The organism is Thalassobaculum salexigens DSM 19539, assembly GCF_000423805.1.
Taxonomy (GTDB): Bacteria; Pseudomonadota; Alphaproteobacteria; order Thalassobaculales; family Thalassobaculaceae; genus Thalassobaculum; species Thalassobaculum litoreum.
Genome location: NZ_KE384093.1, coordinates 1,941,595 through 1,959,571 on the forward strand (window position 1 = coordinate 1,941,595; position 17,977 = coordinate 1,959,571).

The following is a 17,977-nucleotide window of genomic DNA, read 5'->3' on the forward strand; positions in this document are numbered from 1 at the left end:
CCAATCCTCGCACCTTGGTTAGAGCCTTGATTTCCAAGCCTTCGGCCTGGATCTCTGCGGGAGCTACAAGCGTAGTGTGCCTGAATTTTCGCCATTCGCATAAAAGTCAGTCAACATTAGCCCGTATCTTGAGCAAATGGCCTTTCGGCGTGGATCGTCAGCCCGCCAGCATCTGCTTGATGCGCCGGATCGCCTCGCGGATGTTCTCGGTGGAATTGGCGTAGGAGAACCTCAGATAGCCCTCGCCATAGGCGCCGAAACTGGTGCCGGCGATCACCGCCACCCCGGCGTCTTCCAGCAGCCTGGTCTGCAGCGCCTTGGCGCCCATGCCGGTCCCCTCGATATTGGGAAAGGCGTAGAAGGCGCCGCCCGGCTCGACGCAGCGGAAGCCCGGAATCTGGTTCAGCTCGCCGACGATGACGCGGCGGCGCTCGTCGAACGCCTTCACCATGTCGGTCACCGCGTCCTGCGGCCCGTCCAGGGCGGCGAGGCCGGCGAACTGGGTCGGTGCGTTGACGCAGCTGTGGCAGTTAACCGCCAGTTTCTCCGCATGCCCGAAGATCTCTTTCGGCCAGACCGAGAAGCCGAGGCGCCAGCCGGTCATGGCGTAGGTCTTCGACCAGCCGTCCAGCAGGATCACCCGCTCGGCGATCTCCGGATAGGTCAGCAGACTGACATGCTCGCGGCCGTCATACAGCATCTGGCTGTAGATCTCGTCCGACAGCAGGTAGACGTTCGGCCACTTCTGCAGGCCGGCCACCAGCTTGTCGATCTCCTCCTTCGGCACCGCCCCGCCGGTCGGGTTGGCGGGGGAGTTGAGGATGATCAGCCGGGTCTGCTCGGTGATCTTCGACAGCATCTCGTCGGCGGAGAAGGCGAAGCCGGTCTCCTCCGACAGCCGGTAGGGCACCGGCTTCGCGCCGGAGAACTTCACCGAGCTCTCATAGATCGGGAAGCCGGGGTTCGGATACAGGATCTCGGTGCCGGGCTGGCCGAAGATCAGGCAGGCGAAGAACATGGTCGGCTTGCCGCCGGGCATGATCATGACCGTGTCCGGATCGACGGTCACGCCGTGGCGGGTGTTGAGGTCGCGGGCCACGGCCTCGCGCAGCTGCGGGATGCCGGCGGCCGGCGTGTAGCCGTGATGGCCGTCGCGCAGCGCCTTGATGCCCGCCTCGACGATGTGCTCGGGCGTTTTGAAGTCCGGCTGGCCGATGCCGAGATTGATGATGTCCTTGCCGGAGGCGGCAAGCGCGTTGGCGCGGGCGAGTACTTCGAAGGCGGTCTCGGTGCCGAGAACGGACATCCGGTCTGCGAGCATGGCGGGCATCGGGCGGTTCCTCGAAATCGTTCAGGTCTCAGGTGCGTTCTGGCGACGCTCGGATCGGCAGTGATACGCTGCCGGCCATAAAACTGCCAGACAGCGAAATCCCGTCCGGGAAATCGTCCGCCGCCAAAAGGAAACTGCCGCATATGATCGAAGTCGTCGAGGATATCGCCACGCCCGACGGGGCCATGGAGACCTTCATCACCCGCCCGGAGCGCGCCAGGGTAGGCGGTGAACCGTACCCGGCCGTGCTGATGCTGATGGATGCGCCGGGGATCCGCGAGGAGCTGTACGACATGGCCCGGCGGCTGGCGACGGTCGGGTACTGCGTGCTGCTGCCGAACCTGTACTACCGCGCCGGACGTGACACCAAATACGGGCCGGACGTCCTGACGGCGGGCAGCGACGACCACACCGCCATGCGGGCGATCCGTACCAAAATGACCATCCCGCCGGTGATGTCGGACGTGCAGGCGATGCTGGACTACATCGACGCGGCGGGAATCGCCCGGCCGGGACCGGTCGGCGTGCATGGCTACTGCATGAGCGGACCCTATGCCCTGGCGGCGGCGGCGCGCTATCCCGACCGAGTGGCGGCGGCCGCCTCGTTCTACGGCACCTGGATCGTCAGCGACGCGGAGGAAAGCCCGCACGCCACCCTCGGCCAGGCCAAGGGCGAACTCTATATAAGCTGTGCGGAGACCGACGATCTGGCGCCGCCGGACATGGTGGCGGAACTCAGGCGGCTGTTCGAGGAGTCAGGGGCGAGGGGAGAGCTGGAGGTGCATCCGGGCACCCATCACGGCTTCGCGTTCCCGGGCCGCTGGTGCTACGACAAGCCCGCTGCAGAACGGCATTGGGAGCGTCTGATCGCGCTCTACCGCCGCACCATCGAATAAAACTCATGTTGCAATGCGGCAGAGCTCTCGAGGGATCTGAAACAAGCGCGGCGCCGCCCCGGGGCGGGGGCGACGCCGCTCATTCGGTAGCCGTTAAGCAGGGATCAAACGGCTGCCGGATGGGCACCGCCATGATTGGCGGATCTGGTGTTGGCGAAGAGCGAGACGACCGGCTTGGTCAGCGCGGCGTAGGCGCTGCGGAACGCGGACTGGACCGCGAGGGCGCGCGCCCGGCGACCGGCAGCGATGCCGCGCGCGATGTCTTGCTCGGTGATGGTGCGCATCTGGATCGTCTGGGTGCTCATGGCATGTCTCCTGTCTGGGGCAACCGGGCGGGGTCCGTCGTGGTGCCGTCCGTTGCTGATACGAAAGATGATCTTCGCATCGCACAATTACAAATTCGTAATTCAAAGAAGCAAATTTAGAAAAACTCATAATGCTACCGCCCGCCGAAACAGGCCGAGAGGAGCCTTCCGATGATCACCCTGCGCCAGGTCCGCTACTTCCTCGCGGTCGCCGAGACCGAGAAGGTCTCCGCCGCGGCGACCAACCTGGGAATCTCGCAGTCGGCGATCACGCTGTCGGTCAAAGAGCTGGAGAACCAGCTCGGCGTGACCCTGTTCGAGCGCCGGGTCGGCGGGGTGGCGCTGACCCGCGAGGGCCAGAACTTCATCGGCCATGCCCGCAACATCGAGGCCGCGGTCGCCGATGCGGTGGCCGACATGCACCCGGACCGCACGGACGTGGAAGGCACGGTCAAGCTCGGGGTGACCAATGCCGGGGCCGGGTATTTTCTCATCCCGCCGCTGGCCCGGTTCCAGCGCGCCTTTCCCAACGTGAGCGTCCAGCTTCTGGAGCGCGAGCGCGAGGAACTGGAGGGACAGGTGCTGTCCGGCGCCGTGGACATCGCCCTGCTGCTGACCTCCAACCTGTCGAACGCCCCGGATCTGGAGCATCGTGGTCTGTTCCAGAGCCCGCGCGGCGCCTGGGTGGCGACCAACCATCCGTTGGCCAGCCGCGACACGGTCAGTCGGGCCGACGTGGTCGAGTTTCCCTACCTGCTGTACCAGATCGACGAGGCCGACCGGTCGTCGCGGGTCTATCTCGCCGCCTCCGGTCTGGAGCCGAAGGTGCTGTTCGAGACCACGTCCCTGGAGGCGCTGCGCAGCATGGTGGCGACGGGGCTGGGGGTGACGATCCTGTCGCGCATGCTGTTCCGCCCCTGGTCGCTGGATGGCGGGCGTCTGGAATGGGTCCCGATCACCGACGCCCCGCCGCCGATGGAGATCGGCCTGGTCTGGCGCAAGGGCCATGAATTCTCCGCCGCCGAGGCGCGGCTGGTGGAGTATCTGGAGGCGGCGATTCGTTAGGCGCGCCGTTGCCCGCCGCTGCGCCCGGTGGTAAACGGCGCGACCCATATTCGACGCACGGGGGACCGCCCGATGAAGGCCGCCAACTCGCTCCTGTCCTCCTACGGCACCACGGTGTTCGAGGTGATGTCGCGGCTCGCCATCGAGCATAAGGCGATCAATCTCGGCCAGGGCTTCCCCGACGACCGCGGTCCGGACCCGGTGCTGGAGCAGGCCTCCAAGGCGCTGTACGACCCGCCGAACCAGTATCCGCCGATGATGGGCGTGCCCGAGCTGCGCCAGGCGGTCGCCGACCACAACGGGCGGTTCTACGGCCTCGACGTGGACTGGCAGAAGGAGGTCATGGTCTCCACCGGCGCCACCGAGGGGCTGGCGGCCTGTTTCCTCGGCCTGATCGAGCCGGGCGACGAGGTGGTGGTGATCGAGCCGCTCTACGACTGCTACCTGCCGATGATTCGCCGGGCCGGCGGCATCCCGCGTCCGGTCCGCCTGACCCCGCCGACCTGGGATCTGGGCCTGGAGGCGCTGGAGAACGCGTTCAGCGACCGCACCAAGATGATCGTGGTCAACGACCCGCAGAACCCGGCCTCCAAGGTCTACAGCCGCGAGGAACTGACGGCGATCGCCGACCTCTGCCAGAAATACGACGCCTACGCCCTGTGCGACGAGGCCTACGAGCACCTGGCGTTCGACGGCCGCCCGCACATCCCGCTGATGAGTCTGGACGGCATGCGCGAGCGCTGCGTGCGGATCGGCTCGGCCGGCAAGACCTTCTCGCTGACCGGCTGGAAGGTCGGCTACGTCACAGCGCCGGAGCATCTGCTGGGCCCGATCTCCAAGGCGCACCAGTTCCTGGTCTTCACCACGGCGCCGAATCTGCAGCGCGCCGTCGCCTTCGGACTGGCCCAGGACGATTCGTATTTCGACGGGCTGCGCGACGACATGGCGCGGCGCCGCGACCGGCTGACCCAGGGACTGACCGCCATCGGCCTGGCGCCGGTGACCTGCCAGGGGACCTATTTCCTGTTCGTCGACGTGGCGGCCCATCTGTACGACGCCGAGACCGACGAAGGGTTCTGCCGGCGCCTGGTGACCGATGCCGGGGTGGCCGCGGTGCCGGTCTCCGCCTTCTATCTCGACCCACAGAGCGCGCCGCGAAATTTCATCCGTTTCTGCTTCGCCAAGCAGGATCCGGTGCTGGACGGTGCGGTCGAGCGGCTGGATACCTATTTGAAGGAGGTCGGTCTCGGCATTTAGGTTGACGCCAAGCCGGGCCTGGAATAACAAACGCGTCCGCCGATCCAAGATGGTTCGGCGCCCGGTGGCGGGTGTAGCTCAGGTGGTTAGAGCGCCAGATTGTGGCTCTGGAGGCCGTGGGTTCAAGTCCCATCACTCGCCCCATTTCCCTATACTGTCGGCATGACATTGCCGATTGATACGGGTCCGACGACACGCGACGCGCTGCTCACCTGCGAGCAGATGGCCGCCTGCGATCGGTTCACTATCGACAACGGAACGACCGGATTCACCCTCATGCTGCGCGCGGGGCAGGGGGCGGCGCGCCATATCCGACGGGCCTTCCGGCCGGGACGGGTGCTGGTGGCCTGCGGGCCGGGCAACAACGGCGGCGACGGCTTCGTCATCGCCTGCGACCTGCGGGAGCACGGCTGGGACGTCACCGTCGCCCTGCTGGGCGCGGTGTCGTCGCTGAAGGGCGACGCGGCGGAGGCGGCCGCACACTGGGACGGTCCGATGGCGGCCCTGTCGGCCGAGCTTGTCGGATCGGCCGACATTCTGGTCGACGCCCTGTTCGGCGCCGGCCTGACCCGCCCGGTCGAGGGCGCGGCGGCCGAGCTCCTGGCCCGCGCGGCGGGGAGGGCGGCCAGCGGCCGGCTGAAGGTGGCCGCCGTCGACGTGCCGAGCGGCGTCCATGGCGATACCGGGCAGGTGTTGGGCACTGCCTGTCCGGCCGATTTCACGGTTACCTTCCATTGCCGCAAGCCGGGTCATCTCCTACAGCCGGGGGCCGAGCTGTGCGGCGGGGTGCGGGTCGTGGATATCGGCATCGACCCGGCCGCACCGGCGATGGCGTCGCCGGACGCCCGTGTGATCGCGCCGGCACTGTGGCAGGACCGCCTGCTGCCAGCCGGACCGGCGGACCACAAGTACACGCGCGGCCATGTGCTGGTTCTGGGCGGGGCGATGCCCGGTGCCGCGCGGCTGGCGGCCCGGTCGGCCCGGCGGATGGGGGCGGGGTTGGTGACGGTCTGCACGCCGGAGGAGGCGGTGCCCCTGGTCGCCGGCGACGCGCCGGGCCTGATCGTCCAGGACATCCCTTACGACCTGGGTGCCTTCGTGTCCGCGCGGAAGGTCGCCGCCATCGTGGTCGGTCCGGGCCTCGGGACCGGCGCGGATGCCCGACGGCTGGTGGAGGCGGCGCTGGCCTGCACTCTGCCGATCGTGCTCGATGCGGATGTCTTCTCGCTCTTCGCCGGCAGGCGGCTGCCCGATGGCGGCCCGGCGGTGCTCACCCCCCATGGCGGCGAGTTCGGCCGCCTGTTCCCGAAGATCGACGTGCGCGAGAGCGGGCGCGTCGCCGCGGTGTCCCGGGCGGCGGAACAGTGCGGCCACACGGTCCTGCTGAAAGGCCCGGACAGTACGGTCGCCGCCCCGGACGGCCGCTGTGCGCTCCTGGACGGGGCGCCGGCGACGCTGGCCACCGGGGGGACAGGAGACGTCCTGGCGGGGGCGGTCGCGGCGCTGCTGGGCCGGGGACTGCCGCTGTTCGAGGCGGCCTGCGCCGGCGCATGGTTCCACCGGGAGGCCGCCCGCAGGCTCGGCGGTACGGCGCTGTTAGCCGAGGATCTCGCCGACGCCCTGTGAGGCCGCGGGCTGCCCGGGTTCCTCCGTGCGCGGCTGGCCGAAGGCGATGTCCGTGGTCCTGTCCAGCTTGCGGACCACGTGTTTCAGCAGCAGCCGGACCAGGGTGTGGCTCTCATCGAGCACGGCCTCCAACTGATCGGGTGCCACCTCCAGCGCGATCACCGGGGAGATCGCCCGCGCGCCCCGCGTGTGTGTCGCGCCGTCGATCAGCGCCAGCTCGCCGACCACCTCGCCGGGACCCAGGCGGGCCAGCGACACGGTGCGCGCGCCCGCGGTCTGATAGATCTCGACCGTGCCGTCCTCGATAAGGAACAGGCTGGTCGCCGCGTTTCCCTGCTCGAAGAGAGGCTCATTGGGGTCGAAGTAGTACTTCGAGACGGTCAGCCCGTCGCCCGATCTGGTTCCCACCGCGATGTTCCTAAGGTTAGAGCCCCTCGGCGGTATTACGCGCGGTGCGGCGGCGGGTTCCCCGCGTGAGTATACGTCAGTACCGAGGGTGACGCAGGAACGCTCCGGGCACCGGGGTGCCGGTCAGATCCCCCGCTTCGACTGGCCGAAGGCGACGTCGTTGGTGCGGTGCAGTTTGCGCACCACCCGCTTCAGCAGCATGCGGATCAGAGCGGGGCTCGAGGCCAGGTTCTGGGCGAGCTCTTCGGGATCGACCTTCAGGGTGGTGACATGGGTGAGGGCGCGGGCGCCGCGGGTATGGGGAATTCCCTCGATCAGGGCCAACTCGCCGACGACGTCGCCGCGTCCGAGCCGGGCCATGGTGACGGAGCGGGCGCCGGACTGGCGGAACACCTCCACGGTGCCGTCCTCGATCAGGAAGATACCGGTGGGCGGGTCGCCCTCTTGGAAGAGCACCTCGTTCGGCTCGAAATAGAGTTTCGACACTTTCAGTCCGGTATCCGGATTGGCTGTCACGCCACGTCCCTTCGGGTCTGGTCTGTCCTGTGGTTCCTCCGCAGCCGGGTCGGTTGGAAACCCGGCCGCCGGGCGGTTTCAGCCGTCGCCTTGCAGGGCCGACAGTATGTGCGCGACGCAGTCGCCCGGCGGACGGACGACATCCACCGAGATCGCATCTTCCTCAGGAACCGGCGGCTCCAGGGTGGCGATCTGCGAGGTGAGCAGGCTCGGCGGCATGTAGTGGTCGGTGCGCTTCTCGATCCGGGCGCGGATCAGCGCCTCGTTGCCGGCCAGCCGGACCAGCCGAACGTCCGGCCGACCGCCGATCAGGATATCCCGGTAACGCCGTTTCAGCGCCGAGCAGGACACCACCATCCCCTGTCCCGCCGCCCGCCACCGGTCGATATCGGCGGCGATGGCGGCCAGCCAGGGCTCCCGGTCGGTGTCGTCCAGCGGCGTGCCGGCGCGCATCTTCTCGACATTGGCCGGCGGATGGTAGCTGTCGCCCTCCGCATAGCCCCAACCCAGCCTCTCGGCGAGCAATGTGCCGATGGTGGTCTTGCCGACCCCGGACACGCCCATCATGACGACGACGATCGGTGCGGCGGCCGGGACCTGCATCTGCGCGCTCATGAGCCGCTCCAGTCGGCGTGATGGCTGCCGGGGGCGTCGGTTCGCTCGAACGTATGGGCGCCGAACCGGTCGCGCAGGCCCTGCAGGAAGTCGGCCGGCACCCGCGCGCGCACCATGCCGTCATGCCAGGACAGGGCGGAGGTGAGGGCGGGGACCGCATAGCCCGCCCCGATGGCCGCCGCCGCCGTCCGGCGCAGGCCGGGCAGGATCTCGGCCAGCTCGGCACGCAGGGAGGCCGCCGACAAGGGATGGGCGCCGGGCGCCAGCGAGGCGAAGGCGTCGGCCAGGCGGTCGAGCAGGGGTGCCCGCAGGATGCAGCCGGCCCGCCAGACCTTTGCCACGGCGACCGGGTCGACGGCCCAGCCGTCGCGCGCGTCGGCGGCGGCGATGAGTGCGAAACCCTGGAGGAACGACAGCAGGGTGGCGGCGCGCATGGCCGCCTCCAGGTCGGTCGGGGCGATCTGGACCCGATCCGGCGTGTCGGCGGCCAGCGCCTGCCGGTCGTCGCGGGCGGCGGAGACGGCGCGGGCGAAGACCGCTTCGGCGATGGAAGGGGCGGCGACCCCGAGATCGAGGGCGGCGAGCGAGGCCCAGCGGCCGGTGCCCTTCTGCCCGGCGCGGTCGACCACCTTGTCCAGCAGCGGCGCGCCGTCGCTGTCGCGGGTGCGGACCACATCGGCGGCGATCTCCACCAGATAGCCGCCGCCCGGCCCCCGGTTCCAGGTGGCGAAGGTCTCGCCGATCGCGGCCATCTCCAGGCCCAGGCCGTGGCGCATCAGGTCATAGGATTCGGCGAGCGCCTGCATGACGGCGTATTCGATGCCGTTATGGACCGTCTTCACGAAATGCCCGGCCGCCCCGCCGCCCATACGCTCGCAGCAGGGCGTGCCGTCGGCCGCGCGGGCGGCGATGGATCGCAGCATGGGCGCGATGCGATCCCAGGCCGCCGGGTCGCCGCCGGCCATCAGGGCGGGGCCGCGGCGTGCGCCCTCCTCGCCGCCGGAGACGCCGAGGCCGATCAGGTGGATGCCGTCCGCCGCCAGATTCTTCTGCCGGCGGGCGGTGTCGGCGGCGTCGGTGTTACCGCCGTCGATGATCACGTCCCCGGCCTGCAGATGCGGCCGCAGCCCGTCGATCACCGCGTCGACGGCGGCACCCGCGGTCACCATCAGCAGCACGGCGCGCGGCGCGGCGAGCCGTCGGGCGAGGTCCGCCGCCTCGGTGGCCCAGATCGTGCCGTCCGGCAGCTCGGATCTGGCGCGGTCGGCGAGGGCGCCGTCGCGCTCCCACGCCACCAGGGGCACGCCGTGATCGGCTAGGTTCAGGGCGAGATTGCGGCCCATGGTGCCGAGGCCGATGATTCCCAACGGGGCGATGTTCTGCGTCATGACCGTTCCTATCCCAGGCTCTCGCGCCAGGCGTCGCGGGCCTGATATCCCCAATAGACCATCTGGGCGTACCAGGCGCCGATCGGCCCGCCCACGGGGGTGAGGCCGAAGGGTTTGAACAGCTCCCACCGGTCGTCGCCCTCGGCGATGGCGGAGGCGATCAGCTCGCCGCCCATCGTGGTCGTCGCCATGCCGTGACCGCCATAGCCCTGGCTGTACCACACCCCGGGCCGCAGGCGGCCGATCTGCGGCATCTTGTGGGCGGCATAGCCCATGGTGCCGGGCCAGGCGACCTCCGCTTTCAGGTCGGAGAGCTGCGGATACACCTTTTTCAGGTCGGCCATCATGATGTCGGCGAGGTGCGAGGGGTTGGTCCAGCGGCTGATGCGTCCGCCCCACAGGATCCGCGTGTCGGGCAGGGGGCGGTAATAGTCGGCGGCGAAGCGGGTGTCGCCGACGCCGTTGGGCAGGCCCATGACCTCCGTCAGCCGCGCGCCCACCGGTTCGGTCAGCACGACATAGGTGCCGATTGGCAGGGTCGCCGCCGACAGGCGCGGCACCAGCCCCTCGATGTAGCCCGAGCAGCAGACCACGACCTGCTCGGCGCGGATCGTGCCGGTGGCGGTGTGGACCAGTTTCGGATCGCGGCCCAGCTCGATCAGCGTCGCCGGGGTGTTCTCGAAGATCCGGGCGCCGGCCTCGGTCGCCAGCCGGGCGTTGCCGCGGGTGAAGTTCAGCGAGTGGAAGGTGAACCCCTTGGGCCGCCACAGGCCCTCGTAATAGCGCGGGCTGCGCCAGATCGAGCGCACCTTCTCGCGGTCCCAGACCTCGATATCGGCGCCGACCAACTCGTTCATCCAGTCGGCCTCGCGCCTCACGCCGTCGGGATCGTCGAACCAGGAGCAGGTGATCCGTCCGTCGACGATCGGCGCCACACCGCCGGCGATGGCGTCGGCCCGCTTGCGCACCAGCGCCACCCCCATCTCGCTCAGGCGGTAGAGGCGCAGGGCGTGTTCCTTGCCGACCCGCGAGATCAGCGCACTCAGGCCGCGCGAGAAGCCGGCGCCGACGAAGCCGCCGTTGCGTCCCGACGCACCCCAGCCGATCCGCCGGGCCTCGACCAGGGCGACGGACTTGCCGCGCTCGGCCAGCCCCAGGGCGGTCGACACGCCGGCCATGCCGCCGCCGACCACGCAGACCTCCACGTCGAGATCCCCGTCCGGCGGCGCAAACGGCGGCCCGTAGTCCCGTGTGCGGCTGTAGTAGCTGTCGATATAGCCGTCGAGGCCGACGCTGCTCGCTTCCATGATCCCTCCCTGCGATGCGGCGCGCAGTCTAGCGGGGAGTGGCCTCGCGATGAACGCCTCTGAAGCAGCCTCAGGCCCGGCGGATGGCGAGGTCGGTAGGGCCGGTGTCCAGAGCCTGGGCGGCGGCGGGGTCGAGCGGCTGGCCGAAGATCGGGCCGCTCGCCACCGTGCAGCCACAGCCCTGCAGGAACGCAAGCTCCTCCGCCGTCTGCACGCCATCGGCACCGACCGTGCGGCCCAGCGCCTGGGCGAAGGCGATGGTGGCGGCCACCGTCTCGTCGAGGGGGCCGAGCGTGCGAGCGGAGAGGACCAGATGGCGGAACGGCTGGCGCGCAAGGGCCAGCATCGGATTACCGCCTGCCCCGAATCCGGTCAGCGTCAGCCGCACGCCCAGGCCGTCGAGCGCGGTCAGCACGTCCGCGCTGGCATCCGGGTCGGCGGCGACCGTGGCTTCGTCGATCGACAGCTCCAGGTCGTCCGCCGGCAGTCGGCTGCGCTCCAGCAGATCGGAGACGATGTCGATCAGTTCCGGCTGCATCAGCAGATCGGGCGCGAGGGGAACGCGGATAGGCGACGGCTGCTTCCAACCGGCAGCCAGATGGCAGGCATCGTGCAGGAGCCGTTCGCAGAGATCGACCGACAGGCTCTCGGCGGCGGCGCTGAGCGCCGGATCCTGGGCCCGCTCGGACCCCGGTGCGCCGATCAGCGGCCGGTCGAGACTGTCGAACAGGCAGGCCTGGAATCCGGTCAGCCGGTGATCGGTCAGCGCGCGCAGGGGGCGCAGGCGCAGGTGCAGGCGGTCATGCTCCAGATCGCGCCGCAGAGTCTTGGCGGCCTCGCGCCGGGCCTCGAAATAGTTGTCGATATCCCGGTTGCCACGCGCCACCGGGGACACCGGCGCGCGTGATTGGACGCGCAGCCCGTGGTGGGCGGCGTGCAGGAGTGTCTCGGCATCGGCGCCGGTGTCGGGATACACGGCCAGACCGGCGCGGCATCGGGCGGTGACGGTGGCACCAGCCGTGGTGAGCGGGCGACTGCCTCGGGCGACCAGCCGGGCGGCCTCGCCTTCGAAGGCCTTGGCATCGTCCAGGTTGGGAACCACCAGGGCGAAGGTGGTGTCGTCGAATTTCGATAGGACGCACGACTCCGGCACCAGACCGCCCAGGCGGATCGCCAGATGTCGAACCACGCTGTCGCGCACGATCTGGCCCAGTTCGTCGGCGATGTCGGACAGGTTGGTGACGCCGAGCAGCACCACGCCGACCCGGCGACCGTCGCGTCTGGCGGCGCGGATCTGGGCGCTCAGGATCTGCTGCAGGGCCCCCCGGTTGGGCAGACCCGTCATCTCGTCGAGCAGCGACAGCCGCTCCAGCCGTTCTTCGGCCGCCGTGGCGTGGGTCACGTCGATTCCGACGGTCAGCACCCGCTGCACCTGGCCCTTGGCGTCGTGCATCGCCGCCCGCGTGGTCATGAAGGTGCGGGTGCGGCCGTCGGCGTCGATCAGCTTCTCGGATCCGAGCTGGGAGACGGCGGCTCCCGTGGCGATGCGGCGGTCGGCCGTGTCGATCGGCCGGCCGGCCTCGTCGCCGAGCAGGTCGGCCGCCGATTTGCCGACCGCCTCCCCGGGGTCGATGCCGAACACGTCGCCCTGATAGGCGTTGATGAACTCGTAGGTGCCGTCCGGGGCCTTGGCGCTGACCAGCGCCGGCATGCCGCTCAGGATGGCGTCGAGCAGCGCGCGTGAGTCCCGGGCCACCCTGTCGGCCTGGAGCCGGTCGGTCGCGTCGAGCAGGGCGAAGACGCAGATGACGTCGTCACCCAGGCGATGCGCGCTGGCCTGGATGTCCACCGGGAAGGCGGACGCGTCCCGGCGCAGCGCCCGGCGCCGGTTGGCGCCGATGGCGATCTCCGGTTCCTGCGCGTCGCCACTGATCTTGACGGTGATCCCGGGAACGATGGCGCCGATGGGCTTGTCCAGAAGCTCGACCTCGGACAGGTCGAGCACGTCGCGCGTGTGCTGCGTCGTCATCACGATGCGGCCGACACGATCCGTGGCGATGATCAGGACAGGGAAGGACCCGATCACCCGCTCAAGCGTATGAATCGTATCGTAGAGCGACGCGAGCGTGAGCCCTGTCATCCGACGTCCAACCAGGTAAGTAGATTCCGTGCCAGCTGGAAGAATCACATTTCACTTTAAGAATTGCAATTGATTTCGCTAAATCAGTTCTAGATACTGAATGAGAAGGGCGTTTTGCCCTGTGGAAGCCTTCTGCAGAACGCATGGAGCCGTCCTGATGGATGCCGTCAAACAACGCCGCGACCTCGAACGCCTGTCCCAGGGGGACCTGGACGGGCTGATCAAGCGTCACATCCGGTTCCGCAACGGCCGGCTCGGCGGCGCGCGGGCGGTGCTCTCCTTCTTCGATCTTTCCTGGCTCGAGTTCCACGGCGCCGATCTGACGGATGCCGATTTCACCGGCGCCTGTCTGTCGCGGGCGTCCCTGACCGGCGTGACTCTGGACTACGCCTCGCTCTTCGCCGTCGACCTGCGCGGTGCCAATCTCGACGGCGCCAGCCTGATCAAGACCGACATGCGGGGGGTGTGCCTGCGCGGTGCCCGCCTGGTCGGGGCCACCCTGATCGACGCCGACCTGCGGGAAAGCCATCTGGCGGAGACCGGGGAGCGCGACCGCGATCTCCACTGGATCGATATCGATCCGTCGGTGTCGGAGCTGCACCAGGCGGATCTCGCCGGCGCCGACCTGACCCGGGCGAAGATCTCCGGCGCCATCTGCGTCAATGCGAACCTGTCCGACGCGATCCTGCGCGACGCCAAACTGATCCGCTGCAACCTGCGCGGCGCCAATCTGAGTGGCGCCAACATGGACGGCGCGGATCTCAGCTGGGCCAGTCTGGAGAAGGCGGTGCTGCGCGACGCCGTCTTCACCCGGATCACCACCAACATGACAGAGCTCGGCGGCGCCGATCTGACCGGCGCGCTGACCGACCGTCCGGCCGGCCGCACCGAGGAGGATCTGGACGCCCCGCTCGACGCGCTGCTCGCCCGGCATGAGAGCTGGGTGGCCTCGTCCAGCGCCGAGGGTGCCCAGCTCGATGTGTCCGGTATGGACCTGCGGGCGATGGACAAGCTGGCCAGCGCCGATCTGACCGCGCTCGTCGCCGAGGGGAGCGTGTTCTGCGCGATGGACCTGACCGGCGTGCGTATGGCGGCCGGCCGTCTTGCTGGCGCCGACCTGCGCTTCGCCGCTCTGGAGGGTGCCGATCTGCGCGGGGCCGATCTGAGCGACGCGCGGCTGCAGAACGCCCGGTTGACCGGCGCCAATCTCCGCGCCCTGGTCACCGATGCCGGGCACAGCGTCGCCAGCCGTCTGGCCGGCGCCGATCTGCGGTTCGCGGATCTGCGCGGCGTCGACCTGCGCGGCGCGGACCTGCGCAAGGCCGACCTTTCGAACGCCGTCCTGCAAGGGACGGATCTGCGTGGTGCCGATCTGAGCGACGCAATCATGAGCGACCCCACCCGCGCCGGCGCCCGCGTGGACCAGACCACCCGGCTTGCCGTCCGATAGCCGGTCCGAGTGACTTCCCTATCCTGAGATCCTGCCTCAGACCCGCTTCGGCGGGTCTTTTTTTGTCCGGCGGATGGGTCGGATTTTAGCAATAAAAGATGAGGAATTTTCGTGGTTTAGCCGGCGTAATACAGCAGAAGGATTTGCTGGAGCGGCACCGTTTCCGTTGGTACCGTTTGTCCACGTCGAGTTTAGGGAAAAGAAACCTCCCGAGCGGGCGATCCGGCAAACACGGTTCTCGGTCGGATGTGACAGAAACTGAGACGGGGAAGCGCCCAACAGGCTGCCCCGCGCGACGGCCAGCCGCCTCATCCCAACCGCCCAGCGCTGGCCGTCGCTCCCCTTTTCGGCGTGAACCGAAAAAAGCTAACGCCAGAGCGCACCGGCCGCCGGTTTGGCGGGCGCGGAGGTGTCGAATAGCGTCGGCGCGGCGAGGGGCATAGATGGCGCGCCCGGCGTCTGGTCGACCGTCGCGTCCGCCAGGGCGGGGGCGCTGGCCTGCTGCGTCGGCGTGCCGGTCTGGGCGAGGACGTACAGTCGTCCCTCCCGCGCGGCGACGTCGGACGGATCGATCCTCAACACCATCTCATAGACGGGCAGGGCCTCGTCGAGGCGGTCAAGGTCCACCAGCACCTCGGCCAGTCCGGCGGCGGCCTCGATATCCTCGGGGTCGATGTCGAGCGCGGCGGTCAGCAGCGTGGCGGCCTGCTCCGCCGCGCCAAGCCGGGCGGCCAGCAGACCCCAGCCGGTCAGGGGAGCGCCGGCCCAGGGGAAGGCTTCCTGCGCCCGCCGATACAGCTCGATCGCCAGGCGGTTGTCGCCGCGCAGCTCGGCAGCATGGGCCAGCGCCAGCATCCCTTCCGGCCCGTGCAGCCCGACTTCGTTCAGCACGGGCTCGTCGGCCGCGGCCATGCGCGCGCCGCCGGGCAACGCCATCGCGGCGATCAGCAGCATGCCGGCCAGTAGGAGTGAACGCCTCATTTCTGTCCCGCCCCCGAGTCCGCATGGCGGACACGATTCGAATTCAGAAAACCGAAGGTGAATATACCAAAACGCTTTTCATTCTGTAATGTATTTGTGAAACTGTTAATAATTCCTTACCTGCTAGGGACGGCGAGCCGGTAGGAGGCACGAATGCGCGATGCGACAGTCCGAGCGCTCGAAACATCCAAGACGGAAACGGACGGTTCGGTCGACGGCCACGACGGGGACGCGGGCGCGGCGGAGGCCGCCGCCCTGTATTCCGACCTGACCGGACTGCTGGAGCGGCTGCACCGGCGGCATCTCGATGTGGTGCGCTTGGCCCTCGAGGGCATGGGCGTGACGGAGATCAATGCCAGCCAGGGCCTGCTGCTGCTCTCGATCGGCGAGGGCGAAGTGCCGGTGCGCGACCTCATCCAGCGCGGCTACTACCAGGCCAGTTCGGCCACCTACAACATCAAGAAGCTGGTGGATTACGGCTATCTGGAACAGCTCCGGTCCGAGCATGACCGCCGCTCCGTCCGCCTGCGCCTCGGCCCGCCGGGCCGTCACGTCGCCGACCGGCTGCGCGACCTGGACCAGCGGCTGGCGCGGATCGCGGTCGAGGAGGAAGGGCTGGGCGAACCGTTGCAGGAAGCGCTGCGGACCCTCAAGAAGCTCGATCGGGTTTGGGCGGATTTTCTCAGCTTCGGGTGAGATCGCGCCCTCGCCGCGCGACCGGTTTCCGGATGATTTCGTCCCACGATAGACGACGGGTTCACTTTCCTCCGTAATCCGGGCTGTGATGGCCCTTAACGAGACGGGAGGAGAGGGCGGATGCGGATCGTGGTCATGGGCGCCGGCGGCGTCGGCGGTTATTTCGGCGCATATCTGGCACAGGCCGGCCACGACGTGGCCTTCGTCGCCCGGGGTGCCCACCTGGATGCCCTGCAGCGCGACGGTCTTCGCCTGGAAGGCTCGCGCGGCGACATCGTCCTGCCCAAGGTGACGGCGACCGAGGATCCGGCGAGCCTGGGCGGCACCGCCGATGTCATCCTGTTCGCGGTCAAGCTCTACGACACCGAGACGGCCGGCGTGACCCTGATGCCCGTCGTCGGGCCCGAGACCATGGTGGTCACGCTGCAGAACGGGGTCGACGGGCCTGACCGGCTGGCCTCCGTGCTGGGCGCGCACACGGTGCTGGGCGGGGCGGCCTATGTGTCGGCCCTGATCGCCGAGCCCGGGGTGGTGCGGTATACGTCCGACATGTCGAAGATCGTGTTCGGCGAACTCGACGGCACTCAGTCCGAGCGCGCCCGGCGGCTGGCCGACGCCTGCATCGCCGCCGGTTTCAGCGCCGAGGTGTCCGGCGATATCCGCGCGACCCTGTGGGAGAAGTTCGTGCTGCTGGCCACCAATTCCGCGCTGACCACCGTTCTGCGCAAGCCGGCGGGCGAGATCTATCACGACGGCGAACTGTCGGGCATCGCCCGGGAGATGATGGAGGAGGTGGCGGGTCTCGCCGCCGCCGAGGGGATCAGCATCCATCCCGAAACGGTCGACCGGTCGCTCGCCCTCACCCGCAGCTTCCCGCCCGGAATGTACGCGTCGATGTATCACGACCTGGCCCGTGGCCGGCGGATCGAGGCGGAGAGCCTGTCCGGTCTGGTCTCCCGGCTCGGCCGCGCGCGGGACGTTCCCGTACCGCTCCACACCATGGCCTGGGCGGCGATGAAGCCCTGGGTGAACGGCGGATGAGGGCTGCTGAGATCTGAATACACTCCCCGGCCTCGTGCCGGCACGAGGCCGGGGAGTGAAGATGTCGGGGGAGGGAGTGCTATGCCATCTTCCTGCGACCGCTTTCTTTTGCACCCTCGTAAAGGATCCCCTCGCGGCGCCGGAATGCCTCGCGGCAGCGCGCGATATCGGCGTCCGCGAAGCCGCCCGTCGGGCGCTCGGCCAGCTCGAAATTCCCGAACCGGTCCTCGCCCCGGGCCAGGACGGCGATGGTCTTGACCCCGGAGGTCTGCCGCATGCTCGGCTTGATGTAGCGCACCGCCAGGCCGATCCGCCGGTCGTCGGACCGGTTCGGGTGCGAGGCATGGAAGACACGGCCGTGATGCAGCGACATCTTGCCGGTCGGCAGGACGACGTCGATCGCGTTCTCGTCCTTCACCTCCACGGCGACCTCCTGGCCGCGGGTCAACAGGTTGTCCGGGTCGAACGTGTCCTTATGCGGAACGATCTTCTGGAGATGGCTGCCGGGCACGAAGCGCATGCAGCCGCTCTCCACCGTAGAAGGCGACAGGGCGACCCAGGCGGTGATCTGATCGGTGTCGTCCAGTCCCCAGTAGGTCAGGTCCTGGTGCCAGGACACGAAGTTCTTGGTGTGCGCCTCCTTGGTGAAGAACGAGCAGCCCCAGACCAGCAGGTCCTCCCCCATGATCTCCGACACCGGGCCGGTCAGGGCCGGGTCGCGCACAATGTCGTAGAACTCCGGCAGGATCAGGTGCGGCAGGCCCGTGACCATGGACTTCACCTCCGCATCGGGTGCGGCGGCCTCGGCCGCCTCCAGGGTGCGGCGCAGGGACGTGGCCACCTCCTCTGAGAGGGCGCGGATCGGGTAGACGTAGCCGTCGCGCCGGAAGGCGTCGGCGAGGGAAGAGCCAATGCGAACGGAATGCGAAAGGACGGTCATGTTTCCTCCTGTCGGC

The 17,977-nt window shown here is 68.8% G+C and carries 17 protein-coding genes and 1 tRNA gene; 8 read left to right on the plus strand and 10 right to left on the minus strand.

The features are described from left to right. Positions 1-157 precede the first annotated feature (157 nt). The gene (locus G578_RS0113435; RefSeq protein WP_028794677.1) at positions 158-1,330 is read right to left on the minus strand and encodes a pyridoxal phosphate-dependent aminotransferase; all 1,173 of its coding nucleotides are present in this window, start codon (positions 1,328-1,330) and stop codon (positions 158-160) included. Positions 1,331-1,473: 143 nt separating this feature from the next. On the opposite strand from G578_RS0113435, the gene G578_RS0113440 reads away from it, so the two are divergent. After that, the gene (locus tag G578_RS0113440) at positions 1,474-2,226 is read left to right on the plus strand and encodes a dienelactone hydrolase family protein (protein WP_028794678.1); all 753 of its coding nucleotides are present in this window, start codon (positions 1,474-1,476) and stop codon (positions 2,224-2,226) included. A gap of 104 nt (positions 2,227-2,330) precedes the next feature. On the opposite strand, the gene G578_RS0113445 is transcribed toward G578_RS0113440, so the two are convergent. Then, positions 2,331-2,531 (minus strand): hypothetical protein, encoded by a 201-nt coding sequence (locus tag G578_RS0113445; RefSeq protein ID WP_028794679.1) that lies wholly within the window; start codon positions 2,529-2,531, stop codon positions 2,331-2,333. 171 nt (positions 2,532-2,702) lie between these two features. Here G578_RS0113445 and G578_RS0113450 point away from each other — a divergent pair, with 171 nt between their 5' ends. The 4 genes from G578_RS0113450 (at position 2,703) to G578_RS0113465 (ending at position 6,479) form a co-directional block, all read left to right on the plus strand. Continuing rightward, positions 2,703-3,596: a LysR family transcriptional regulator gene (locus tag G578_RS0113450; RefSeq protein ID WP_028794680.1), complete on the plus strand. Its 894-nt coding sequence runs from the start codon at positions 2,703-2,705 to the stop codon at positions 3,594-3,596. A gap of 72 nt (positions 3,597-3,668) precedes the next feature. Continuing rightward, positions 3,669-4,853 (plus strand): aminotransferase, encoded by a 1,185-nt coding sequence (locus G578_RS26270; protein WP_038014136.1) that lies wholly within the window; start codon positions 3,669-3,671, stop codon positions 4,851-4,853. A 67-nt stretch (positions 4,854-4,920) separates the two neighbouring features. Next, positions 4,921-4,997, plus strand: a tRNA-His gene (locus G578_RS0113460). 18 nt (positions 4,998-5,015) lie between these two features. Continuing rightward, positions 5,016-6,479 carry a bifunctional ADP-dependent NAD(P)H-hydrate dehydratase/NAD(P)H-hydrate epimerase gene (locus G578_RS0113465; RefSeq protein ID WP_051244775.1) on the plus strand — a complete coding sequence of 488 codons (1,464 nt, stop codon included), beginning with the start codon at positions 5,016-5,018 and terminating at the stop codon, positions 6,477-6,479. On the opposite strand, the gene G578_RS0113470 is transcribed toward G578_RS0113465, so the two are convergent. The 6 genes from G578_RS0113470 to G578_RS0113495 all read right to left on the minus strand — a co-directional run bounded on the left by G578_RS0113470 (position 6,450) and on the right by G578_RS0113495 (position 12,853). Beyond that, the gene (locus G578_RS0113470; RefSeq protein WP_028794682.1) at positions 6,450-6,887 is read right to left on the minus strand and encodes a Crp/Fnr family transcriptional regulator; all 438 of its coding nucleotides are present in this window, start codon (positions 6,885-6,887) and stop codon (positions 6,450-6,452) included. The genes G578_RS0113465 and G578_RS0113470 overlap by 30 nt on opposite strands. 123 nt (positions 6,888-7,010) lie before the next feature. Continuing rightward, positions 7,011-7,403 carry a cyclic nucleotide-binding domain-containing protein gene (locus G578_RS0113475; RefSeq protein WP_028794683.1) on the minus strand — a complete coding sequence of 131 codons (393 nt, stop codon included), beginning with the start codon at positions 7,401-7,403 and terminating at the stop codon, positions 7,011-7,013. Positions 7,404-7,481: 78 nt separating this feature from the next. After that, complete coding sequence (locus G578_RS0113480; RefSeq protein ID WP_245565609.1) at positions 7,482-8,018, minus strand: gluconokinase; 537 nt, start codon at positions 8,016-8,018, stop codon at positions 7,482-7,484. Continuing rightward, complete coding sequence (gndA, locus tag G578_RS0113485; protein ID WP_028794685.1) at positions 8,015-9,406, minus strand: NADP-dependent phosphogluconate dehydrogenase; 1,392 nt, start codon at positions 9,404-9,406, stop codon at positions 8,015-8,017. Before gndA ends, G578_RS0113480 begins: the two co-directional genes overlap by 4 nt. An 8-nt stretch (positions 9,407-9,414) precedes the next feature. After that, positions 9,415-10,713, minus strand: coding sequence for an NAD(P)/FAD-dependent oxidoreductase (locus G578_RS0113490; protein WP_038014137.1), 1,299 nt, complete (start codon positions 10,711-10,713; stop codon positions 9,415-9,417). Positions 10,714-10,783: 70 nt separating this feature from the next. Continuing rightward, complete coding sequence (locus G578_RS0113495; RefSeq protein ID WP_028794687.1) at positions 10,784-12,853, minus strand: EAL domain-containing protein; 2,070 nt, start codon at positions 12,851-12,853, stop codon at positions 10,784-10,786. A gap of 157 nt (positions 12,854-13,010) precedes the next feature. Between G578_RS0113495 and G578_RS26275 the strand changes: the two genes are divergently transcribed. Then, on the plus strand, positions 13,011-14,303 hold the full coding sequence (locus G578_RS26275) for a pentapeptide repeat-containing protein (protein ID WP_038014147.1): 1,293 nt from the start codon (positions 13,011-13,013) through the stop codon (positions 14,301-14,303). A 366-nt stretch (positions 14,304-14,669) separates the two neighbouring features. Here the strand turns inward: G578_RS26275 and G578_RS0113510 are convergent, their stop codons facing one another. Continuing rightward, a complete protein-coding gene (locus G578_RS0113510; protein ID WP_084618873.1) occupies positions 14,670-15,284 on the minus strand; it encodes a tetratricopeptide repeat protein in 615 nt (204 codons plus the stop codon). Between the two features lie 153 nt (positions 15,285-15,437). Between G578_RS0113510 and G578_RS0113515 the strand changes: the two genes are divergently transcribed. Continuing rightward, positions 15,438-15,980, plus strand: a complete 543-nt coding sequence (locus tag G578_RS0113515) for a MarR family winged helix-turn-helix transcriptional regulator (RefSeq protein ID WP_084618874.1) — start codon at positions 15,438-15,440, stop codon at positions 15,978-15,980. A gap of 120 nt (positions 15,981-16,100) precedes the next feature. Beyond that, entirely contained in the window at positions 16,101-17,021 is a 921-nt protein-coding gene (locus tag G578_RS26285) for a ketopantoate reductase family protein (protein WP_038014153.1), read from the plus strand. A 79-nt stretch (positions 17,022-17,100) separates the two neighbouring features. On the opposite strand, the gene G578_RS0113525 is transcribed toward G578_RS26285, so the two are convergent. Beyond that, entirely contained in the window at positions 17,101-17,961 is an 861-nt protein-coding gene (locus G578_RS0113525; protein WP_038014156.1) for a phytanoyl-CoA dioxygenase family protein, read from the minus strand. Positions 17,962-17,977: the final 16 nt, after the last annotated feature.